Annotated in this window: 9 protein-coding genes; 6 read left to right on the top strand and 3 right to left on the bottom strand. The window is 73.5% G+C overall.

Features of this window, described 5'->3' with window-relative positions:
• The first annotated feature begins 636 nt into the window (after positions 1–636).
• Complete coding sequence (locus tag ACFYW7_RS10975; protein ID WP_389500471.1) at positions 637–2736, top strand: asparagine synthase-related protein; 2100 nt, start codon at positions 637–639, stop codon at positions 2734–2736.
• Positions 2737–3198: 462 nt separating this feature from the next.
• Positions 3199–6795, top strand: a complete 3597-nt coding sequence (locus ACFYW7_RS10970; RefSeq protein ID WP_389500469.1) for a BTAD domain-containing putative transcriptional regulator — start codon at positions 3199–3201, stop codon at positions 6793–6795.
• 180 nt (positions 6796–6975) lie between these two features.
• On the opposite strand, the gene ACFYW7_RS10965 is transcribed toward ACFYW7_RS10970, so the two are convergent.
• The gene (locus tag ACFYW7_RS10965; RefSeq protein WP_389500467.1) at positions 6976–8994 is read right to left on the bottom strand and encodes a sigma-70 family RNA polymerase sigma factor; all 2019 of its coding nucleotides are present in this window, start codon (positions 8992–8994) and stop codon (positions 6976–6978) included.
• Between the two features lie 358 nt (positions 8995–9352).
• Positions 9353–10132 carry a TetR/AcrR family transcriptional regulator gene (locus tag ACFYW7_RS10960; RefSeq protein WP_389500465.1) on the bottom strand — a complete coding sequence of 260 codons (780 nt, stop codon included), beginning with the start codon at positions 10130–10132 and terminating at the stop codon, positions 9353–9355.
• A gap of 373 nt (positions 10133–10505) precedes the next feature.
• Between ACFYW7_RS10960 and ACFYW7_RS10955 the strand changes: the two genes are divergently transcribed.
• The 3 genes from ACFYW7_RS10955 to ACFYW7_RS10945 all read left to right on the top strand — a co-directional run bounded on the left by ACFYW7_RS10955 (position 10506) and on the right by ACFYW7_RS10945 (position 14572).
• Positions 10506–11870, top strand: coding sequence for an NAD(P)/FAD-dependent oxidoreductase (locus ACFYW7_RS10955; protein WP_389500463.1), 1365 nt, complete (start codon positions 10506–10508; stop codon positions 11868–11870).
• A 130-nt stretch (positions 11871–12000) separates the two neighbouring features.
• Complete coding sequence (locus ACFYW7_RS10950) at positions 12001–13656, top strand: SpoIIE family protein phosphatase (protein ID WP_389500461.1); 1656 nt, start codon at positions 12001–12003, stop codon at positions 13654–13656.
• Between the two features lie 100 nt (positions 13657–13756).
• A complete protein-coding gene (locus ACFYW7_RS10945) occupies positions 13757–14572 on the top strand; it encodes a class I SAM-dependent methyltransferase (protein WP_389500459.1) in 816 nt (271 codons plus the stop codon).
• A gap of 99 nt (positions 14573–14671) precedes the next feature.
• On the opposite strand, the gene ACFYW7_RS10940 is transcribed toward ACFYW7_RS10945, so the two are convergent.
• Positions 14672–15946 (bottom strand): MFS transporter, encoded by a 1275-nt coding sequence (locus tag ACFYW7_RS10940; RefSeq protein WP_389500457.1) that lies wholly within the window; start codon positions 15944–15946, stop codon positions 14672–14674.
• Between the two features lie 184 nt (positions 15947–16130).
• Between ACFYW7_RS10940 and ACFYW7_RS10935 the strand changes: the two genes are divergently transcribed.
• Positions 16131–16679 carry a MarR family winged helix-turn-helix transcriptional regulator gene (locus ACFYW7_RS10935; protein WP_389500455.1) on the top strand — a complete coding sequence of 183 codons (549 nt, stop codon included), beginning with the start codon at positions 16131–16133 and terminating at the stop codon, positions 16677–16679.
• Positions 16680–16998: the final 319 nt, after the last annotated feature.

The raw sequence follows: 16998 nt of genomic DNA, 5'->3' as shown, positions 1-16998 counted from the left end.
GGCGGACCGGTCCGGGAGGCGAGCTCCGCCTCCCGGACTGTGCGTCGCCGATGGGTGCGCAAGGCCTGTACGGAGCGTATCCGCTCCTGTCCGCACATCGGCGATTTGGCCGAAAATCGACCCTGCCCTCTGAGGGCTGTCAGGGCTCTCACCACGTGAGTTGAGGGCGCTAAGGGCGTCCCGAGGGAGCGTAACGGGGGCGCATTCGCGTCGACCCGCTGGGGGCCGGGCGGTGCGCGAGGGTCCTCGCGGGAGTGGCCGGACACGGGACCCGACCCCGGACCGGCCCCGGATCGCCGGTCGTGACGACGGCCGTGGCGACGGCAGGGCGATCGGGTGTCCGGGGTGGCGCCGAACCGGGCGGGTGCGCTCCGCCGACAGCCTGGCGGCCAGGGTGCGTTCGGCGCGTTCGGCACCTTCCCGGAGGGTGCGCGCGGTGCCGCGCCCGACCCAACGAGCCCTTTCTGGCGGGCACTTGTCGGCCGCGGCTCCGCCCCGCGGCGGCGCGGGCGCTCTCAGGGGGCGCATTCCGGGGAGCGCGAGCCGTCGCAGGAACCCTCCGAGGAGCCTCCTTCGTGGCAGCATGGTGCCGAGTTCGTACGGTGCACTGGTTGTCCACAGCCTGTGGAGGCGGCGATGCGGTGGTTGGTGGGGTGGAGCAGCACCGTCGCCGGAGCGCCCGAGATCGGCTCGGCGGGTGCCACGGGGAACGACGGCGAGACGGTCCACCCGGTGGGCTCCCAACTCCTGTGGGGCGACCCCGATCCGCTGTGGGCGGTCGGGGACTGGCGCCCCGACGAGGTGCGCGTGGTGAAGGCCGACGCGCAGAACCGCATCGCCGTCCTCGGCACCTGCGGAGCCTCGGACGAAGAGCTGCGGGTCGGACTGTTCGCCGCGCGCGGCGGGGCACTTCGCCACCTCACCAACTGGTCCGGCAGCTACACCGCGGTCGTCCAGGTCGGCCGCCGGGTGACCGTCTGCGGCGATCTGGCCGGCGCCCGGCCCGTGTTCTACACCCCCTGGGCGGGCGGCACGGCGTACGCGACCGCCGCGCTTCCCCTCGCCGACCTCATCGAGGCCGACCTCGACTTCGGGCACCTGGCCGCGCTGCTCGCCGCCCCCGACGTACCGGCCGCGGTCCACGACTCCACCCCGTACGACGGCGTGCGCCGCATCCCGCCGGGACACACGCTCATCCTGCGTGCCGGTGCGCGCGAGATCGCCGGGTACGAGCCCGTCGCCTCCCTCGCCGTCGCCGCGCCCATCGCCGACCCGGCGATCGCCGTGGACGCCGTACGGGACGCCCTGGTGGAGGCCGTCCGCGCCCGTCTCTCGGCGCCCCGCCATGTGCCGGGCGCCGACGTCGACCCCGGACCCGTGCCCGGCATGGGCCCCGCCGAGCGGCGCGCCGCACGGGGCACACCGGTCCCGGGCATCGGGGCCGACCTCTCCGGAGGGCCCGCCTCGGGCACCCTCGCGCTGCTGGCCGCCGGCCTTCCCGGGGCGCCGGGCACCGTCCTCGGACACGGCACGGGGGCCGGTGAACGGCTCCTGGCGGTGACCTTCAACGACCTCGCCGTACGGGGGCGCGAGGCCGAACTGGAGCGGGCCGGGACGCTCGCCGCGAATCCCCGGCTGCACCATGTGGTCGTCGCCGGGGGCGAGGAGACGCTTCCCTACGCCGACCTGGACGGGCCGCTCACCGACGAGCCGGGGCCGTCCCTGGTGACGGCGGCGCGGCATCGCGCGCGGCTGGCCTCCGGCAGCGCGGACCACTTCACCGGCTACGGCGCACGGCAGGTGCTGGACGCCCATCCGGCCCGGCTCGCCGACCTGCTCATGGACCGCAAACGGCGCCATCTGGTGCGGCCCGTCGCCGCGTTGGCCAAGGCCGACGGATCGGTGATGGTTCCCGCGCGCGTGTACGGCGCCGCGCGCAAACTCGCCCGTACGCCGTACCGCACCGGAGTCGACCTGCTCGCCGACCGGCTGCAGAACCGGCGCTTCGACGAACCGGGAGGCGCCGTCGGGGCGTCGCTCGCGGCGCTCAGCTGGGCCAGACCCGGGCCCGCGGCGCGGTGGCTGACCGGGGAGGCGCTGGCTGAAGTATCGGTTCGCCTCCAAGGCGGCGGGGGACGGGCGAACGTCGGTCCCGGGCAGCGGCCGGGAGACTTTCGCGCGCGTGCCGCCCTCGCGCGCCACGCGGCGGACGTCCGCGTCCTGGAACAGGCCGCCGAGATCCGCTTCCAGCGGCTGCACACGCCCTTCCTGGACAACCAGGTCGTCCGGGCGTGCCGCGAACTGCCGGAGGCGCTGCGGGTGCAGCCGGGGGCGCGGGCGGCGATCCTGCGCACGGTGCTGGAGGGTGCCGGGGTGGCCGATCTGCCCCCCGGGTGGGGGGCTCCGTCCCACGCGTCCTCCGCGGCGGCGGCCCGTACCGGGTTGCGGGTGGCGGCCGATTCCCTGATCGCCCTGTTCGACACGCCGTTGCTCGCGCAGGCGGGGCTGGTGGAGGCGCGCGTCGTCCGCAAGGCGCTGCGCGCGGCCGCGGAGGGGGCGCCGCTGCCCCTCGACGGGCTGGCCGACCTCGTCTCGCTCGAACTCTGGCTGCGGAGGCTGCTGGCGCGGCGCGGGACGTGCTGGACGGGGACGCCCGCCCGGCAGCGGGCCGTTCCTGCGGGGATCGTGCCGCAGGGCAGGGCGTTGGGGGCGGGGGCGGCGGCTCGGCAGGGCTGAGGTCGCGCTGCGCCGGTGTTCGCTGTTCGGCCTGGGTGCGGGTTCGCTCGCGCCGGCGTTCGCGGGGTGGTGTCGGGCCGGTGGGTGGTGTCGGTTCGGTCCGGTGGGTTGTGGGTCGGGGCCGTGTCGGTACATCCGCCCGTCGCCGTCGGGTGAGGTGTGGGCGTCGGTGGCGACGGGCTTGCGATGTACCGACGCGGCCCCTTCCGCCGGATCCCGGCTGCGGGAAACTTCAGCCCCTCCGTGCGGAAAATTTCAGCCTCTCCGTGCGGGAAAATTTCAGCTCCTCCGGCGTTTGAGGAGCGGGGTCCGGGCGGCGCCCCGGGTAGGGGCGGTGGGGGCGAAGGAAGCTTTGTGTCGGGGCGGGGCGTCGGGGGACTTGAAGGGGACGGGGTGGGGACGTGGGCGGCCTCGGTGGGGCGAGGCGGTGACCCGGGGCGGGTGGGCGGTGAGAATGGGGGCGTGCGGTACAGGATTCTGGGGACTGCCCAGGTGGAGAACGACCGGGGGGCCCTGGTCACCGTGGGCGGCCCCCGGGTCCGCGCGCTGCTCACGGCCCTGGCCCGCCTCCCGGGCCGCACCACCACCCCGGAGGCCCTCATCGGCGAGGTGTGGGCGGACGACCCTCCCCAGGACGCCCCTGCCGCGCTGCAGGCACTGGTCGGCCGCCTCCGCCGGGCCATCGGGAAGGACGCGATCGCCTCGGAGGCCGGCGGCTACCGGCTCCGGGCCGCCGAGGACGACGTGGACCTGCTCGTGTTCGAGCGGCTGGTCGCGGAGGGCAGGACCGCGCTCGGCCACGGCGACGCCCCCGCCGCCGCCTCCCGCCTGCGCGAAGCCCTCGCCCTGTGGCGCGGCCCCGCTCTCGCCGACCTCCCCGACCGGACCGCCGCGACCCGTCCGGAGGCCCTGCGTCTGGAGGCGACGCGCAGCCGAGTCGAGGCGGACCTGCGACTCGGCCGGGCCGGCGAGGTCGTACCGGAGCTGAAGGAACTGACGGAGGCCCACCCCTACGACGAGGCGCTGCACGCTCTGCTCATCCGCGCCCTGCGCGAGGCCGGGCGCGGTGCCGACGCCCTGGCCGCCTACGAGGACGTGCGCCGACGGCTGCTGGAGGGGCTCGGCGCGGATCCCGGGCCGGAACTCCGTTCCCTGCACGCCGCGTTGCTGGACCCGGCGGACACCCGCGGGCCACGGGAACCCCGGTCCGGCACGGGAGACGCCGTGGAGTCCGGACAGATCTCCGGCCCCGACTCCCCCGATCCCTCGCGTGCTCAGCGCACCGGCAACCTGCGTCCGCGGCTCAACTCGTTCGTGGGGAGGGAGCGGGAGCTCGGGGCCATCCGTTCGGATGTGCGGAGGGCCCGCCTGGTCACGCTGACCGGACCAGGCGGTTCGGGGAAGACCCGCCTCGCCGAGGAGGCCGCCGCCGGGCTTCCGCAGGCGTGGCTGGTCGAGCTGGCCCCGCTCGACCGGCCCGAGGCGGTCCCGGGCGCGGTGGTCAGTGCCCTCGGTCTGCGCGAGACCGCGCTGATCACCAACGAGATGGCGGTACAGCAGGACGATCCGGTCGCCCTGCTCGTCGAGTACTGCGCCCCGCGCAGCCACCTGCTCATCCTCGACAACTGCGAACACGTCATCGGCGCGGCGGCCGAGCTCGCCGAGACCCTGCTGACCCGCTGCCCAGGGCTCACGATCCTCGCCACCAGCCGGGAACCTCTGGGCGTCCCCGGCGAGTCGGTGCGCCCGGTGGAACCCCTCCCGCCCGATCCGGCGCGCCGCCTCTTCATGGAGCGGGCCGCGGTCGTCCGTCCCGACGCCGGCACCGCCTTCCAGGACTCCGCCGCCGTGGACGAGATCTGCCGACGGCTCGACGGCCTGCCCCTGGCCATCGAGCTGGCCGCCGCCCGGTTGCGGCTGCTCACCCCACGGCAGATCGCCGACCGGCTCGACGACCGCTTCCGGCTACTCACTTCCGGAAGCCGTACGGTGCTGCCCCGCCAGCAGACCCTGCGCGCGGTCGTCGACTGGTCCTGGGACCTGCTCGACGAGCGGGAGCGGACCGTGCTCCGCGAGGCGTCGGTGTTCGCGGGCGGCTGGGACCTGGCGGCCGCGGAGGCCGTGTGCACCGGTCCCGTGGCCCATCTGCTCGGCGCGCTCGTCGACAAGTCCCTCGTCGTCGCCACCCCGGACGGCGGAGGCGGTGGCGACGGGAACCCGAGCGGGAGCCGGGGCGTGGGCGCCGCCGGGAACGGCGTCGGGGACGGTTTCGGCGGCGGGATGCGCTATCGCATGCTGGAGACCATCCACGAGTACGCCACCGAGCGCGCCGCCGAGGTCCCGGAACTACGTGCCGCCGCCGAGCGGCGCCACCGCGCGTGGGCGCTCGCCCTCGCGGAGGAGGCCGAGCCCCAACTGCGCTCGGCCGGTCAACTCCCCTGGATCCGGCGCCTGGAGAGCGAGCTCGACAACATCAGGGCGGCCCTGCGCCGCGGTCTCGTCGCCCGCGACGAGGAGCGGACGGGTGCCCTGGTCCTCGCCATGGGCTGGTTCTGGTGGCTGCGCAACTTCCGCCACGAGGGCACGGAATGGACGGAACTCGTCCTGAAGATGGGCGCGTTCCTCGACACGTCGAGTGGTGGTGGTCCCGGGCGGACCGGTGGCTCCGCGGAGGCCGGCGGGGGTGCGGGTGGCGGTGGGGGCACGAGCCGTGGCGGTCAGCGCGGTGGCCTTCTCGCCGGTGGGGGCGCTGCTGCGGGTACCGCCATGACCACCGGTACCGCTGCCGCGATGACCGCCCTGTCCGTCGCCGGCGCGGAGACCGTCGTCGGTGACGGTCTGCTCCCCGAGCTCGAAGGCGTCGACTCCGTCGCCGTGTTCCTCGACGATCCCGAGCGCGACGAGCGGCACCCGCTGCACGGCATGCGGATGCGGCTGCGGATGTTCCACCTGTTCATGAAGGTGGACGTCGTTCCGCAGGACGAGTGGGGGGTCGGACGGCTGCGGGAGTACGTCTCGCGGGTGCGCGCCGAGTTCGCGAAGGGCGGCCCGGACGCGGCCCGCATGCCCGGGATCGTCTGGCCGCTGGCGGCGCACTTCCTGGGGGGCGCGGACGACACGCGGCCCGCGATGGACGCGGCGGTCGCCAACTGCCGTGCTTACGGCGGCGAATGGGAGATCGGCGTCGCCCTGATGTTCCGTACGCACGTGGTCGTCGACGCCCCGGGCGGGATGCCCGGAGTGGACGAGGACCTGGCGGAACTGCGCGGGATCAGCCGACGGGTGGGTGACCGCTGGATGCGGGCCCAGGTGTGCGGCGCGGCCGGTGAGGCGGCGATGGCGCGCAGCCTGTTCGACGAGGCGAAGGGCGAGTACGCGGAGGCGATGCGGCTCGCCTACGAGGTGGGGGCGTACGCGGAGGTGCCCTTCCTGATGGCACGGCTGGCCGAGATCGCCTACCGCGACGGGGACAGCCCCCTGGCCCTCGCGACCCTGGACGAGGCGAACGCCGCGGCCGACCTGTACGGGGTGGTCGACTCGCGCGCGTTCGTCCATCTGCTGCGTGCCCAAGTGATCCTGGACGAGGGGGAGATCGGCCTCGCGCGCGAGCTGTGGGAGAAGGCGCGCGAGGAGAGCTCCCGGGGTACCCCGCCCCCGCAGTTCACGGCGGCGCTGAACTGGGTCGACGCCCTGCTCACGGCTGCGGAGTCCGGTCCGGCGCGGGGCCTGGGCAGGCTGAGCCGCGCCGTGCGCAGGGCGGTGGACGACGGGTGCGCCGACGTGGTGGCCGCAGGTCTCGTCGAAGTCGGGGCGAGCCTCCTCACCGAGCTGGCCGCGCACCCGGTGGCCGTCCGGCTGCTGGCCGCCGGCACCAGCTGGCGTGGAGGCGGGGCGCGGGCGCCCCGGGAGAGCGCCGAGGCCCTGCGTGTCGAGGCCGCGGCCCTCACGGCGCTCGGCCCGGCCCGCTACGAGTCCGAGCGGGCCCGGGGTTCCGCCTGCACCAAGGAAGAGGCACTGAGCGATCTGGCCGCCGCGGTCGGGGAGTTCCGCGTCGACTAGGCAGCAGCCCTGTCCTCGGGCGGCCTTCTCCCTCGGGCGCCCTGGACGGCTGTCGTGCCGTGTTGTCCCTCTGGCGGGGGCCCAGGGAGGCACCGGAGACACCGAGATGGCGGTTGAGGCGCCCGTGCCGGCCTGGAGGTGGGTTCCGGGGCCGTCAGGAATGACGTGGGCGGCCCCCGGTCACCGGCACTCGAACCTCGACTCCGCCCAGTCCCCCAGCGACGCCGAGCCGAACGGCGTGCGGGGTTCGACGACGAGCCGGATCGTCCGGTGTCCGGCGAGGTTCACGTGGACGGGGACCGCCCGGTCGCCGCCCTCGGCGAGCGGTGACCGCCACAGGGGAGACCCGTCCGCGTACACGGAGAAGCGCATCCTGCCCAGCCCCAGTGTCAGGTCGTCGACGCCGACCAGGGCGTCGTACGAGCTGCAGGCGCGGTTGAGGTCGATGCTGACGGAGGACTGGCCGTGGACGGTCACGCCGTCCGTGTACGAGGTGTCCGCGATCTTCATCCCGTGGCGGCGCCAGACCCAGCTGCTCTCGCCCAGCCGCATCTCCGGCCCGGTGTGGTCGCCGGTGAGGTCGTACTCCAGCTCGCTCCACCGGTAGACGACCGGGACGGGCGCGGGAGGTTCCGGGGTCGGGGTGGGCCGTGGCTCGGCCTTCGAAGGGGCGGGTCCCGCGGGCGGAGCCGGAGTCGGCTCCGGTGCGGGCGACGGGGGCGGCGAAGCCCTGGGTGTCGGTTTCGGGGTGGGCTTCGGCGCCGGCGAGGGGGGTGGGGTCGGGGTCGGCCGGTGGGCCATCACCGGCGGATGCGGCGCGGGGACCTTCGTGGGCGGTTTCGGCGAGGGCGCGGGGGCCTCCACGGCGGGTGGGGCGGCCGCTCCGGTCTCGGGCTGTCGGGCGGGGGTGTCGTTGCCGACGAGGGCGAGTGCCACGGCCGCCGCGGCCACGGCGACGACCCCGGCGGCGATACCGGCCTTGACCGGCGCGCCGAGCCCTTCGGCCACCGCCGCGCCTCCTCCGGCGCCCGCTCCGCCGGAGCCGCCGCCCGCCGCCGCTCCGGCCGCTCCCGCGACTCCGGCCGCCCCCGCTCCGGCGCCGCCCGCGATCAGCGCGACGGCCTTCGCGTAGCCCGCCGTCCCGAACCAGCCGATGACCGCGACCGGCACCACCGCGGGGATACCACCGGCGACCTCCTTGATCTGGCCCGCGGCCAGACGGCACCTGGCGCACTCCTCCAGGTGCTTGCGCAGTCCCCGTTCGGCCCGGGTGCGCAGACCGCCGCGGGCGTAGGCGCCGAGCCGGTCCGCGTAGCGCGCGCACTCCTCGTCCATGGTGAGCGTGGTGCTGACGTGAGCCTGGAGGTAGGCCTGCTTCAAGCCCTCGCGAGCGCGGCTGGCGAGCACGCGGGTGCCGTTGGCGTCGAGGCCGAAGAGGGTGGCCACCTCGCTCGGGGACTCGTCCTCGACCTCGGTGTGCCACAGCACGGCCTGCCAGCGCTCCGGCAGGGAGCGGAACGCGCGCATGGCCATGGACTGCTCGGCCTCGTGCATCGCCCGTACGTCCGCGCCGAGATCGAGGGTGTCGTCGTCGGAGACCTCGGATCCGCGGGTGGCCTGTGCGGCGAACACCGCGAAGTCGTCGACCAGTTGTTCACGCTTGGCCGTCTTCGTCCAGTGCGCGGCGACCCGGCGGACGGTGGTGAGGAGGTACGCGCGCACGGCGTGCTCGGGCCCGCTGCCGCCCCGTACCGCCTGGAGCATGCGGGCGAACACCTCGGCCGTGAGGTCGTCGGCGGTGTGCGGGTCACGGCAGCAGGTGGCCGCGTAGCGCCGGACGGCCGCGGCGTGCCGACGGTACAGATCCTCGTACGCCGTGTCGTCGCCCGCGCGCATCCGCGCGATCAGATCGGCGTCGGAGGGCGGTGGTTCCACCGGGGGCGGCAGGACACCGACGTCGCGCCGGTCGAACCGGTCGCGCTGCGAGGGCACGCCGGGGTCGGGGGCGGCGGCTTCCGAGGAAGGAGCGGCGCCGGAATCGCGCGCGTCGTCGGACGGGGTGCCGGGCGGAGGAGCTTCCGGGTCTCCGTCGTGCGGGCCGCCCTGGCTCGGTACCTGCCGCGACGGTGAGCCGCCGGTTTCCGTGCCGCCGTCGGCGCCACCGTCACCGAGGGACTCGTCCCGCCCGTCAACGCTCATCGCGGAAAGCCCCCGCCTGCACACTCGGACCCGAATATCCGGACAGAGTGCCACAGGCTCCCCGAGCGGGACCTCCTCGTACGGACCAACCACTCGTCCGAGGGGATTCATCGCTCGGCAGTACTAACTTTCACCTGTTCGGGGAATGGTCAACAGCCTTTCCGCACGGTGATCCCGGTCCGCGGTACACCGCCGCAACGGCCGGCGCATGCCGGAACGACGGCGGGGCGGGGAGGGTCCCCGGAACGCGATCGGTGTCGTACTCGCGCCCGGGAACACCTTCGTGCTCACGCTGCCCCGCGTCGCGGAAGGCCCCGGTGACCGGGAGCGTCCGCGTCGAAGCGACCTTCCGTCCGGTTCACGCCGGACGGGAACGCAGGCCCTCCAGCAGGATGTCCAGAAGCCGCGCCGAGGCCGCCGCCTGCTGGGCCGCGTCCGGCAGCGAGGGCGCCGCCGTCGCGATGACCAGCAGGACGTCCGCCACGGTGACATCGGTGCGCAGCTGGCCCGCCGCGCGTGCCCGGTCCACCAGCCGGCCGACCACTTCGAGCAGCGCCGTCGCTCCGGCGTCGTCCACCGCCGCGATCACCGGCTCGTCCTCCTGCGCGGGCCGCTGCTCCACGAGCCGCAGCTCGGGCGCGAGCTGGGACCGCTGCTGCGGCACCCGTGCCCCGGCCGCCTCGGCCCCGTCCTCCGCGACGCCGACCCGCAGCACCTGCGGCGGCAGCAGCCGCCCGGCACCCGAGGCCACCGACGTCCGCAGGAAGCGCGAGAGCGCCGACCACGGTTCGTCCTCCTGGCCGAGCGCGGCACGGGCCTGGTCGGTCAGCCGGGAGGTCTCCTCCTCGGCTATCCGGCGCACCAGGACGTCCTTGCTCGGAAAGCGCCGGTACACCGTGCCGACGCCGACCCTCGCGCGTCGTGCGACGTCCTCCATGGGAGCGCCGTACCCCAGCTCGCCGAAGACCTCGCGCGCCGCGCGCAGTACGTGTTCCAGATTGCGCTGTGCGTCCACACGCAGCGGCGCCGTGCGCGATCCGTCCACCGGACCACGGCCGTTGCCGCCGGTCGCCGCGCCGACCGCACCAGCGGGTGCGATGGCCGACGCGGAAGACCAATGAGAGTCCTGAATGTGCATAAGCGTTCCCCCGGTAATGACGTCTCCCCCCGGAGACTCTCCCCGCCGTAGATGGCCGGAGCGTGCGGAACAAGCTTGTGCACGAGCCCGTCGCGCGGACTCGCCGAGCGCATCCCCCTACACCCCGTCGACACACGAACATAGTTGAGAGGGGGTCAATTCAGAAGGGGCAGGTTCCGCACGGAGCGCCCCCCGATCGGAGTACGGGCCGGTTACGTCCCGGTTGCACCCCCTCCGAGTACCCCCCTCGCCCACCCTGACCTGCGCTTTTTCCAGGGACTCCGGCAAATCGGCCAGCCCTGTACGTTGTCGGCGCCCGGTCACACAAATTGCTGGGGCTGTGGACAAACTCCGGAGAGGGGTGCGTCATGGGATGGTGAAGGAACGTGCGCGCATTCTCATCGTCGGCGGCGGCTACGTCGGGATGTACACCGCCCTGCGCCTCCAGCGGCAGTTGAAGCCCGAATTGAAGCGGGGCGAGGTCGAGATCACGGTCGTCTCGCCCGACCCGTACATGACGTATCAGCCGTTCCTTCCCGAAGCCGCCGCGGGCTCGATCTCGCCGCGTCACGTGGTCGTCCCGCTGCGCCGGGTCCTGAGCGGGTGCCGGATCGTCATCGGCGAGGTCCGGTCGATCGACCACGCCAAGCGCACCGCGACGCTCACCACGCTCGCCACCGAGGAGGAGGGCGCGGGCGCGGAGCAGATCGCGTACGACGAACTGGTCCTCGCCCCCGGCTCGGTCTCGCGCACCCTGCCGATCCCCGGACTCGCCGACCACGCCATCGGCTTCAAGACGGTCGAAGAGGCCATCGGCCTGCGCAACCACGTCATCGAGCAGATGGACATCGCCTCCTCCACCCGCGATCCCGCGATCCGCGACGCGGCCCTGACCTTCGTCTTCGTAGGAGGCGGTTACGCGGGCGTCGAGGCGCTCGGCGAGCTGGAGGACATGGCCCGCTACACCGCGCGGTACTACCACAACCTCAAGCCCGAGGACATGAAGTGGATCCTCGTGGAGGCCTCGGACCGCATCCTGCCCGAGGTCGGCGCGGAGATGGGCCGGTACACGGTCACCCAGCTGCGCCGGCGCAACATCGACGTACGCCTGGAGACCCGTCTCAACAGTTGCGTGGACCGGGTCGCCGTCCTCAGTGACGGCGCGCGCTTCCCCACCCGCACCGTCGTCTGGACGGCCGGCGTGAAACCGCACCCCGTCCTCGCCGCGACCGACCTTCCCCTGAACGAGCGGGGCCGCCTCAGGTGCACCCCCCAGCTCGCCGTCGAGGGCACCCCGCACGCGTGGGCCGCCGGAGACGCCGCGGCCGTCCCCGACGTGACCGCGGAGCCCGGCAAGGAGACCGCGCCCAACGCCCAGCACGCCGTGCGCCAGGCGAAGGTCCTCGGCGACAACCTCGCGCACACCCTGCGCGGCGAGCCCCTGGAGACCTACTCCCACAGGTACGTCGGCTCCGTCGCGTCCCTGGGACTGCACAAGGGGGTCGCACACGTCTACGGGCGCAAGCTGAGGGGCTATCCTGCCTGGTTCATGCACCGCGTCTACCACCTCAGCAGGGTGCCGACCTTCAACCGCAAGGCCCGTGTACTCGCCGAATGGACCCTGGCGGGTCTCTTCAAACGGGAGATCGTGTCCCTCGGTTCGCTCGAACATCCCCGTGCGGAGTTCGAACTGGCTGCCGGGGGAAAGCCTCCGAACGACCCGAAGGGGTCGTCCTGACCGGACCGAGGAACTCCACCGGCGGGGACGGCGTCTGACGGACGTCAGCCCGGTCGGTCAGACTGCCAGACAGGTCCACGACTTTGGGCGGGTGAACCGCTCGCCCTTCTAACACGAGGCTTTTCCCACTGTGAACTTCACGCGCTGGAGCGCCCGGCTCCCCGGAACGCAGCGCCGCGCCGCAGCGCGGACCGAGCACACGGCCGTCCCGGACCGGCGCGGAGAGGGCTCCGTACCGGCGGCCCGCGTCGAGCAGCTGACCGAGGACACCCCGCCCGGGCTCGCCGTCGACGAACTGCCGGTGCGCGCGGTCCTCGACCGCGTCCCCGCGCTCGTCGCCCTCGTGCACGGCCCCGAGCACCGCGTCTCCTACACCAACGACGCCTACACGGCGGCGTTCGGCGCCCGCCCCGTCGGCGAGCCCGCCCGCGCGGCACTGCCCGAGCTGGACGAACTCGGCCTGCTGCCGCTCCTCGACCAGGTCCTGCGCAGCGCCAAACCCCGCACGGTCAAGTCCCGCAAGGTGTCCACCGGCCGCTCTTACACGTTCACCTGCACCCCCGTCGACACCTCCCCCGAGGGCGACGGCCGCGGCGTCCTCGTGTTCGCCACCGACGTCACCGATCACGCCGAGGCCGCCGAGCGGCTGCGCGCCAGCGAGCGCCGGCAGCGCGAGACCGCCGTCACCCTCCAGCGCTCCCTCCTCCCGCAGGAGCTGGAGGAGCCCGACGACCTGCGCATCGCCGCCACCTACCTGCCCGGCGGCACGGAGGCGGCGGTCGGCGGCGACTGGTACGACGTGATCACCCTCGGCGGCGGCCGCACCGCGCTCGTCATCGGCGACGTCATGGGCCGCGGGGTCCGCGCGGCTGCCGTCATGGGCCAGCTGCGCACAGCCGTCCGCGCCTACGCCCGTCTCGACCTGCCCCCGCACGAGGTCCTGCAGCTCCTCGACGGCCTCGCCACCGAGATCGACGCCAACCAGATCGCCACCTGCGCGTACGCCGTCCACGACCCGAACGAGGGCCGGCTGGTGTACGCCTCCGCCGGACACCTGCCCATCCTGGTCCGCGACGAGAACGGCACCATCCACCGCGCCGACGAACCGACCGGACCGCCGCTCGGCACCGGCGGCTGGCTGCACACCTCCGGCTCGGTGCCGCTGGGCCCCGGCTCCACCGCCGTCCTCTACACGGACGGCCTGGTCGAGCGCCGCGACGAGGACCTCGACGAGGGCATCGCCTCCCTGGAACGCGCCTTGGCTGGCGCGACCGGCAGCCCCCAGGTGGTCTGCGACCGCCTGGTCCGCGCGGCCGGCGTCACCGCCGACCACGACGACGACGTCGCCGTCCTGGTCCTCCAGCACCCCGCCCGTACGGGCTCGGACGGCGAACTCTTCCGCAACGCCGCCCTGGAACTGCTCGGCGGAGTGGAAGCGGCTCCCCGCGCGCGTGCCTTCGCCTCCGGCGTGCTGGCCAGCTGGCGGTTCCCGGCCGAGCTGCACGACCTCGGCGTCCTGGCCGCCAGCGAACTCGTCGCCAACTCGCTCCAGCACGGTGCCCCGCCGATGCGGCTGCGACTGCGGCGCACCGACCGCCGGCTGATCATCGAGGTCACCGACGGCGACGACCACCTCCCGCGCCGTCGCCGTGCCGAACCCGCCGACGAAGCGGGCCGGGGCATCGCGATCGTGGCGACGATCGCCTCCGGCTGGGGCGCCCGCCGGACACCGGGCGGCGGCAAGGCGGTGTGGTGCGAGTTCGTGCTTCCCCGCGCGGCCGGCTGAACCCTCCTCGGACCCGGTTCGGTTCCGAGGAGGGACCTTCCTCCGGCCGCCCGCCGCGCGTCCTCTGGCCGACCGGGCCGCCCGGTGCTAAGAGCTCCCCATGGCAGACGATTCGGGCTTCCAGCTCAAAGGCAGTGCTCCCGAGCGATACGAGCGGTACGCCGCACCGCTCATGACGCCCTTCGTGGACGCGATCCTCGACGCGGCCGACCTGTTCCCCGGCGCCAAGGTGCTCGACCTGGCCTGCGGCACCGGGTTCGCGGCCCGCGCCGCAGCGGCCCGGGTGGGCCCCGCGGGCCGGGTCTCGGGGGCGGACGTCAACGCGGGCATGATCCGGGTGGCCGGAGAACACGCGCCCCGCATGTATCCGGACATCGCGTTCACCGTCGCCCCCGCGGACCAGCTGCCCTACGAGGACGCGTCCTTCGACGCGGTCGTCTGCCAGCAGGGAGTCCAGTTCTTCCCCGACCTCCGGGCGGCCCTCGCGGAGACGGCCCGGGTGACCCGCCCCGGCGGCCGGTTCGCCGCCACCGCGTGGGCCGCCAGGGAGCTGATCCCGTACTTCGTCGCCCAGTACGAAGCCGTGCGGGAGTACGGCGGCCCGGAGATCGCCGCGGACTACGAGGGAGCCTTCTCCGGTACTCCCGAACGCCTCTCCGCCGCTCTGAGCGGCGCGGGCTTCCACGACGTCACCGTCCACCAGGTCGCCTTCGGAGTCTCCTTCCCCCCGCTGGCCGCGTACGCCCCCGGCCAGCTCTCGTCCACGTCCTGGGGACAGGCGATCGTCGACACCGCGGGCGAGGACGCCCTCCTGCGCGCGGGCCGGGCCGTCCACACCCGCCTCGCCGACCGCGCCGCCCCCGACGGCGGGGCGACCCTCCCCTTCACCGCCAACCTGGTGACCGGCGTCCGCTGAGCCCCGCGACCACGCACACGAGAACGGCCGCCATCACGTCGCGAACGTGATGGCGGCCGTCGTACGTCCGCGTCCCGCACCCCTCCAGCCGGCCTGCCGTCAGACGCCCGCCGGTACCGGTTCCAACGGAGCCCCGCCCTGCGCGACCACCCGGCTCCGCGCGAGCGCGGGCTGGTTCTGCACGGGTGTGAGCTGCCGCCCGAGCCGCACCGCCAGGACGGTGATGCCGAGCGAGAAGACCAGGAACATCGCGATGTACGGGCCGTGCAGCGAGGCGCCCATCGGGCCGCCCACCGCCGGGCCGATCGCCAGCGCCAACTGCTTCACGAGAGCGAAGGCGGAGTTGTACTGACCCGCCATGCCCGTCGGCGCCAGATCGGCGACCAGCGGCGCCAGTGTGGGCGACAGCATCGCCTCCCCGAGCCCGAAGAGCGCGTACGTCGAGACGAACGCTGCCGTGGCCATGGTCTGGCTGCCGTGCCCGAGGCCGGCGAAACCGGCCGTCAGCCACGCGACCGCCCAGATGAGACCGACCGCGGCGATCACCCGGGACCGCTTGCGGCGCTCGACGAACTTCAGCACCGCGAACTGCGCGACCACGATCATCGCGGTGTTCGCCGCCATCGCCGTACCGAGCGCGGACGTGGAGATCCCGGCGGCCTCGACGCCGTACGCGGAGAGCCCCGACTCGAACTGCCCGTAGCAGGCGAAGAAGAGGACGAAGCCGAGTACGGACAGCTGCACCATGGCGCGGTTGCCGAGGAGCTGCTTCCAGCTGCCGCGGCCGGCGCCCGGGGTGGCTCCGTCGATCCGCGGCGCGCGCGGCATCCGCACGGTCGCCATCAGGCCGACCAGCACGAGGAACATCGCCGCCTCGATCGCGAACAGGAGCGTGAACGAGCTCGCCCGGTCCGGGTCGACGATGTGACCGCCGATGAGACCGCCGACCCCGAGGCCCAGGTTCTGCAGGAAGAACTGGGTCGCGAAGGCGCGTGACCGGGTGTCCGCGGAGGAGCAGTCCACGATCATCGTGGCGAGGGCCGGCGACATCACGGCCTGACCGGCACCGAGCGCGGCAGCCGACAGCACCACGGTCGTCGCGCTGTTCGCCAGCCCGAGGCTCAGCGCTCCGAGCGAGGCGGTGACCAGGGCGGTGAGCAGTACCGGCAGCGGACCTCGCCGGACGATCGCCCGTCCGGCGAACGGCAGCACGACGAGAGCGGCCACGGCGAAGACGGCGAGCACGACACCCGCCGTCATGGAGCCGAGTCCCCGCACCTGCGCCACATAGACGTAGAGGAAGGGGACGGTAAAGCCGAGGCCGAACGCGCTGAGTGCGTTGCCCACGTGGATCCGGCGCATCGCTGCGCCCATCGCCCTGGTCACTTTCACCTGCCTTGGTCGTGAAGCCACGGCGGCCCGCTCCCGCACAGCAGCGTGTTCGCAACACGTTCACCGCGCATGGATGCAGGCCTGAAGACTTCGAAGCTAAAGTTCGAGGTTGAACTGTACACCTCGAAGGACTTCGACACCAAGCGCCTCATGCGATACTCGGGCCATGGGCGACACCCCCGGCGTCAGTGAGCCGGCACTCGAAGAACAGATCGCCGCCTATCAGCGCGAGTTCCGGGACCTCGACCCCCAGGTCGAGAAGATCGTCTCGGCGCTGTCCCGCCTCAACCGGCGGATGAACGTCGCCTACGGCCGTCAGACCGCCGCGCTCGGCATCAGCAACGCCGAGTGGGAGGTGCTGAAGGCGCTCGTCCTCGCCGGCGCCCCGTACCGCCTCGGCCCGAGCGAGCTGGCCAAGCGCCTCGGCCTCACCCCGGCCGCCATGACCCACCGGATCGACCGCATGGTCGCGGAAGGGCTGGTCACCCGGGAGCGTGACGAGTCGAACCGGGTGCGCGTCATCGTCGAGCTGACGGACGAGGGCCGCGAGAAGTGGCTCGAGGCGATGCGTCTGGCCACGGTCTTCGAGGAGGACCTGCTCCAGGACCTGTCCGCCGAGGACCGGAGTGTCCTGGGTGAGGTCCTGACCCGTCTCCTGCGACGGGTGGAGGACGCCCAGCCGGACGCGGGCGGCCGGCTCAGCGACCTCGATTAAAGATCTTGACAGGAGAGGTTGACACTGTCCTGGCGGATCCGTAAGGTTCTTCGAGTTGCCACGGGACCGGAACGGTTCTGCGGCGGCACCTCCGCCGCGGATGCGGCATTCAAACCACCAGCACGATCTCCCAACCGGAGTGAATTCGGCGTGCCCGAATTCAATTCGATTTGGGCCCGGCGGCCCGATTAGGACCTGCCAGGAAGATCCGCTAAAGTTTGAGACGTCGGAACGGCCCAACGGCCGGGAAGGCGAAACCCGCTGACTGGGGGTCAGGCCCGAAAGGTTCTGATAGAGTCGGACTCGCCGGAAAGGGAAA

The organism is Streptomyces sp. NPDC002580, assembly GCF_042889485.1.
Lineage (GTDB): Bacteria > Actinomycetota > Actinomycetes > Streptomycetales > Streptomycetaceae > Streptomyces.
This window is presented reverse-complemented; position numbering and strand designations above follow the sequence as displayed.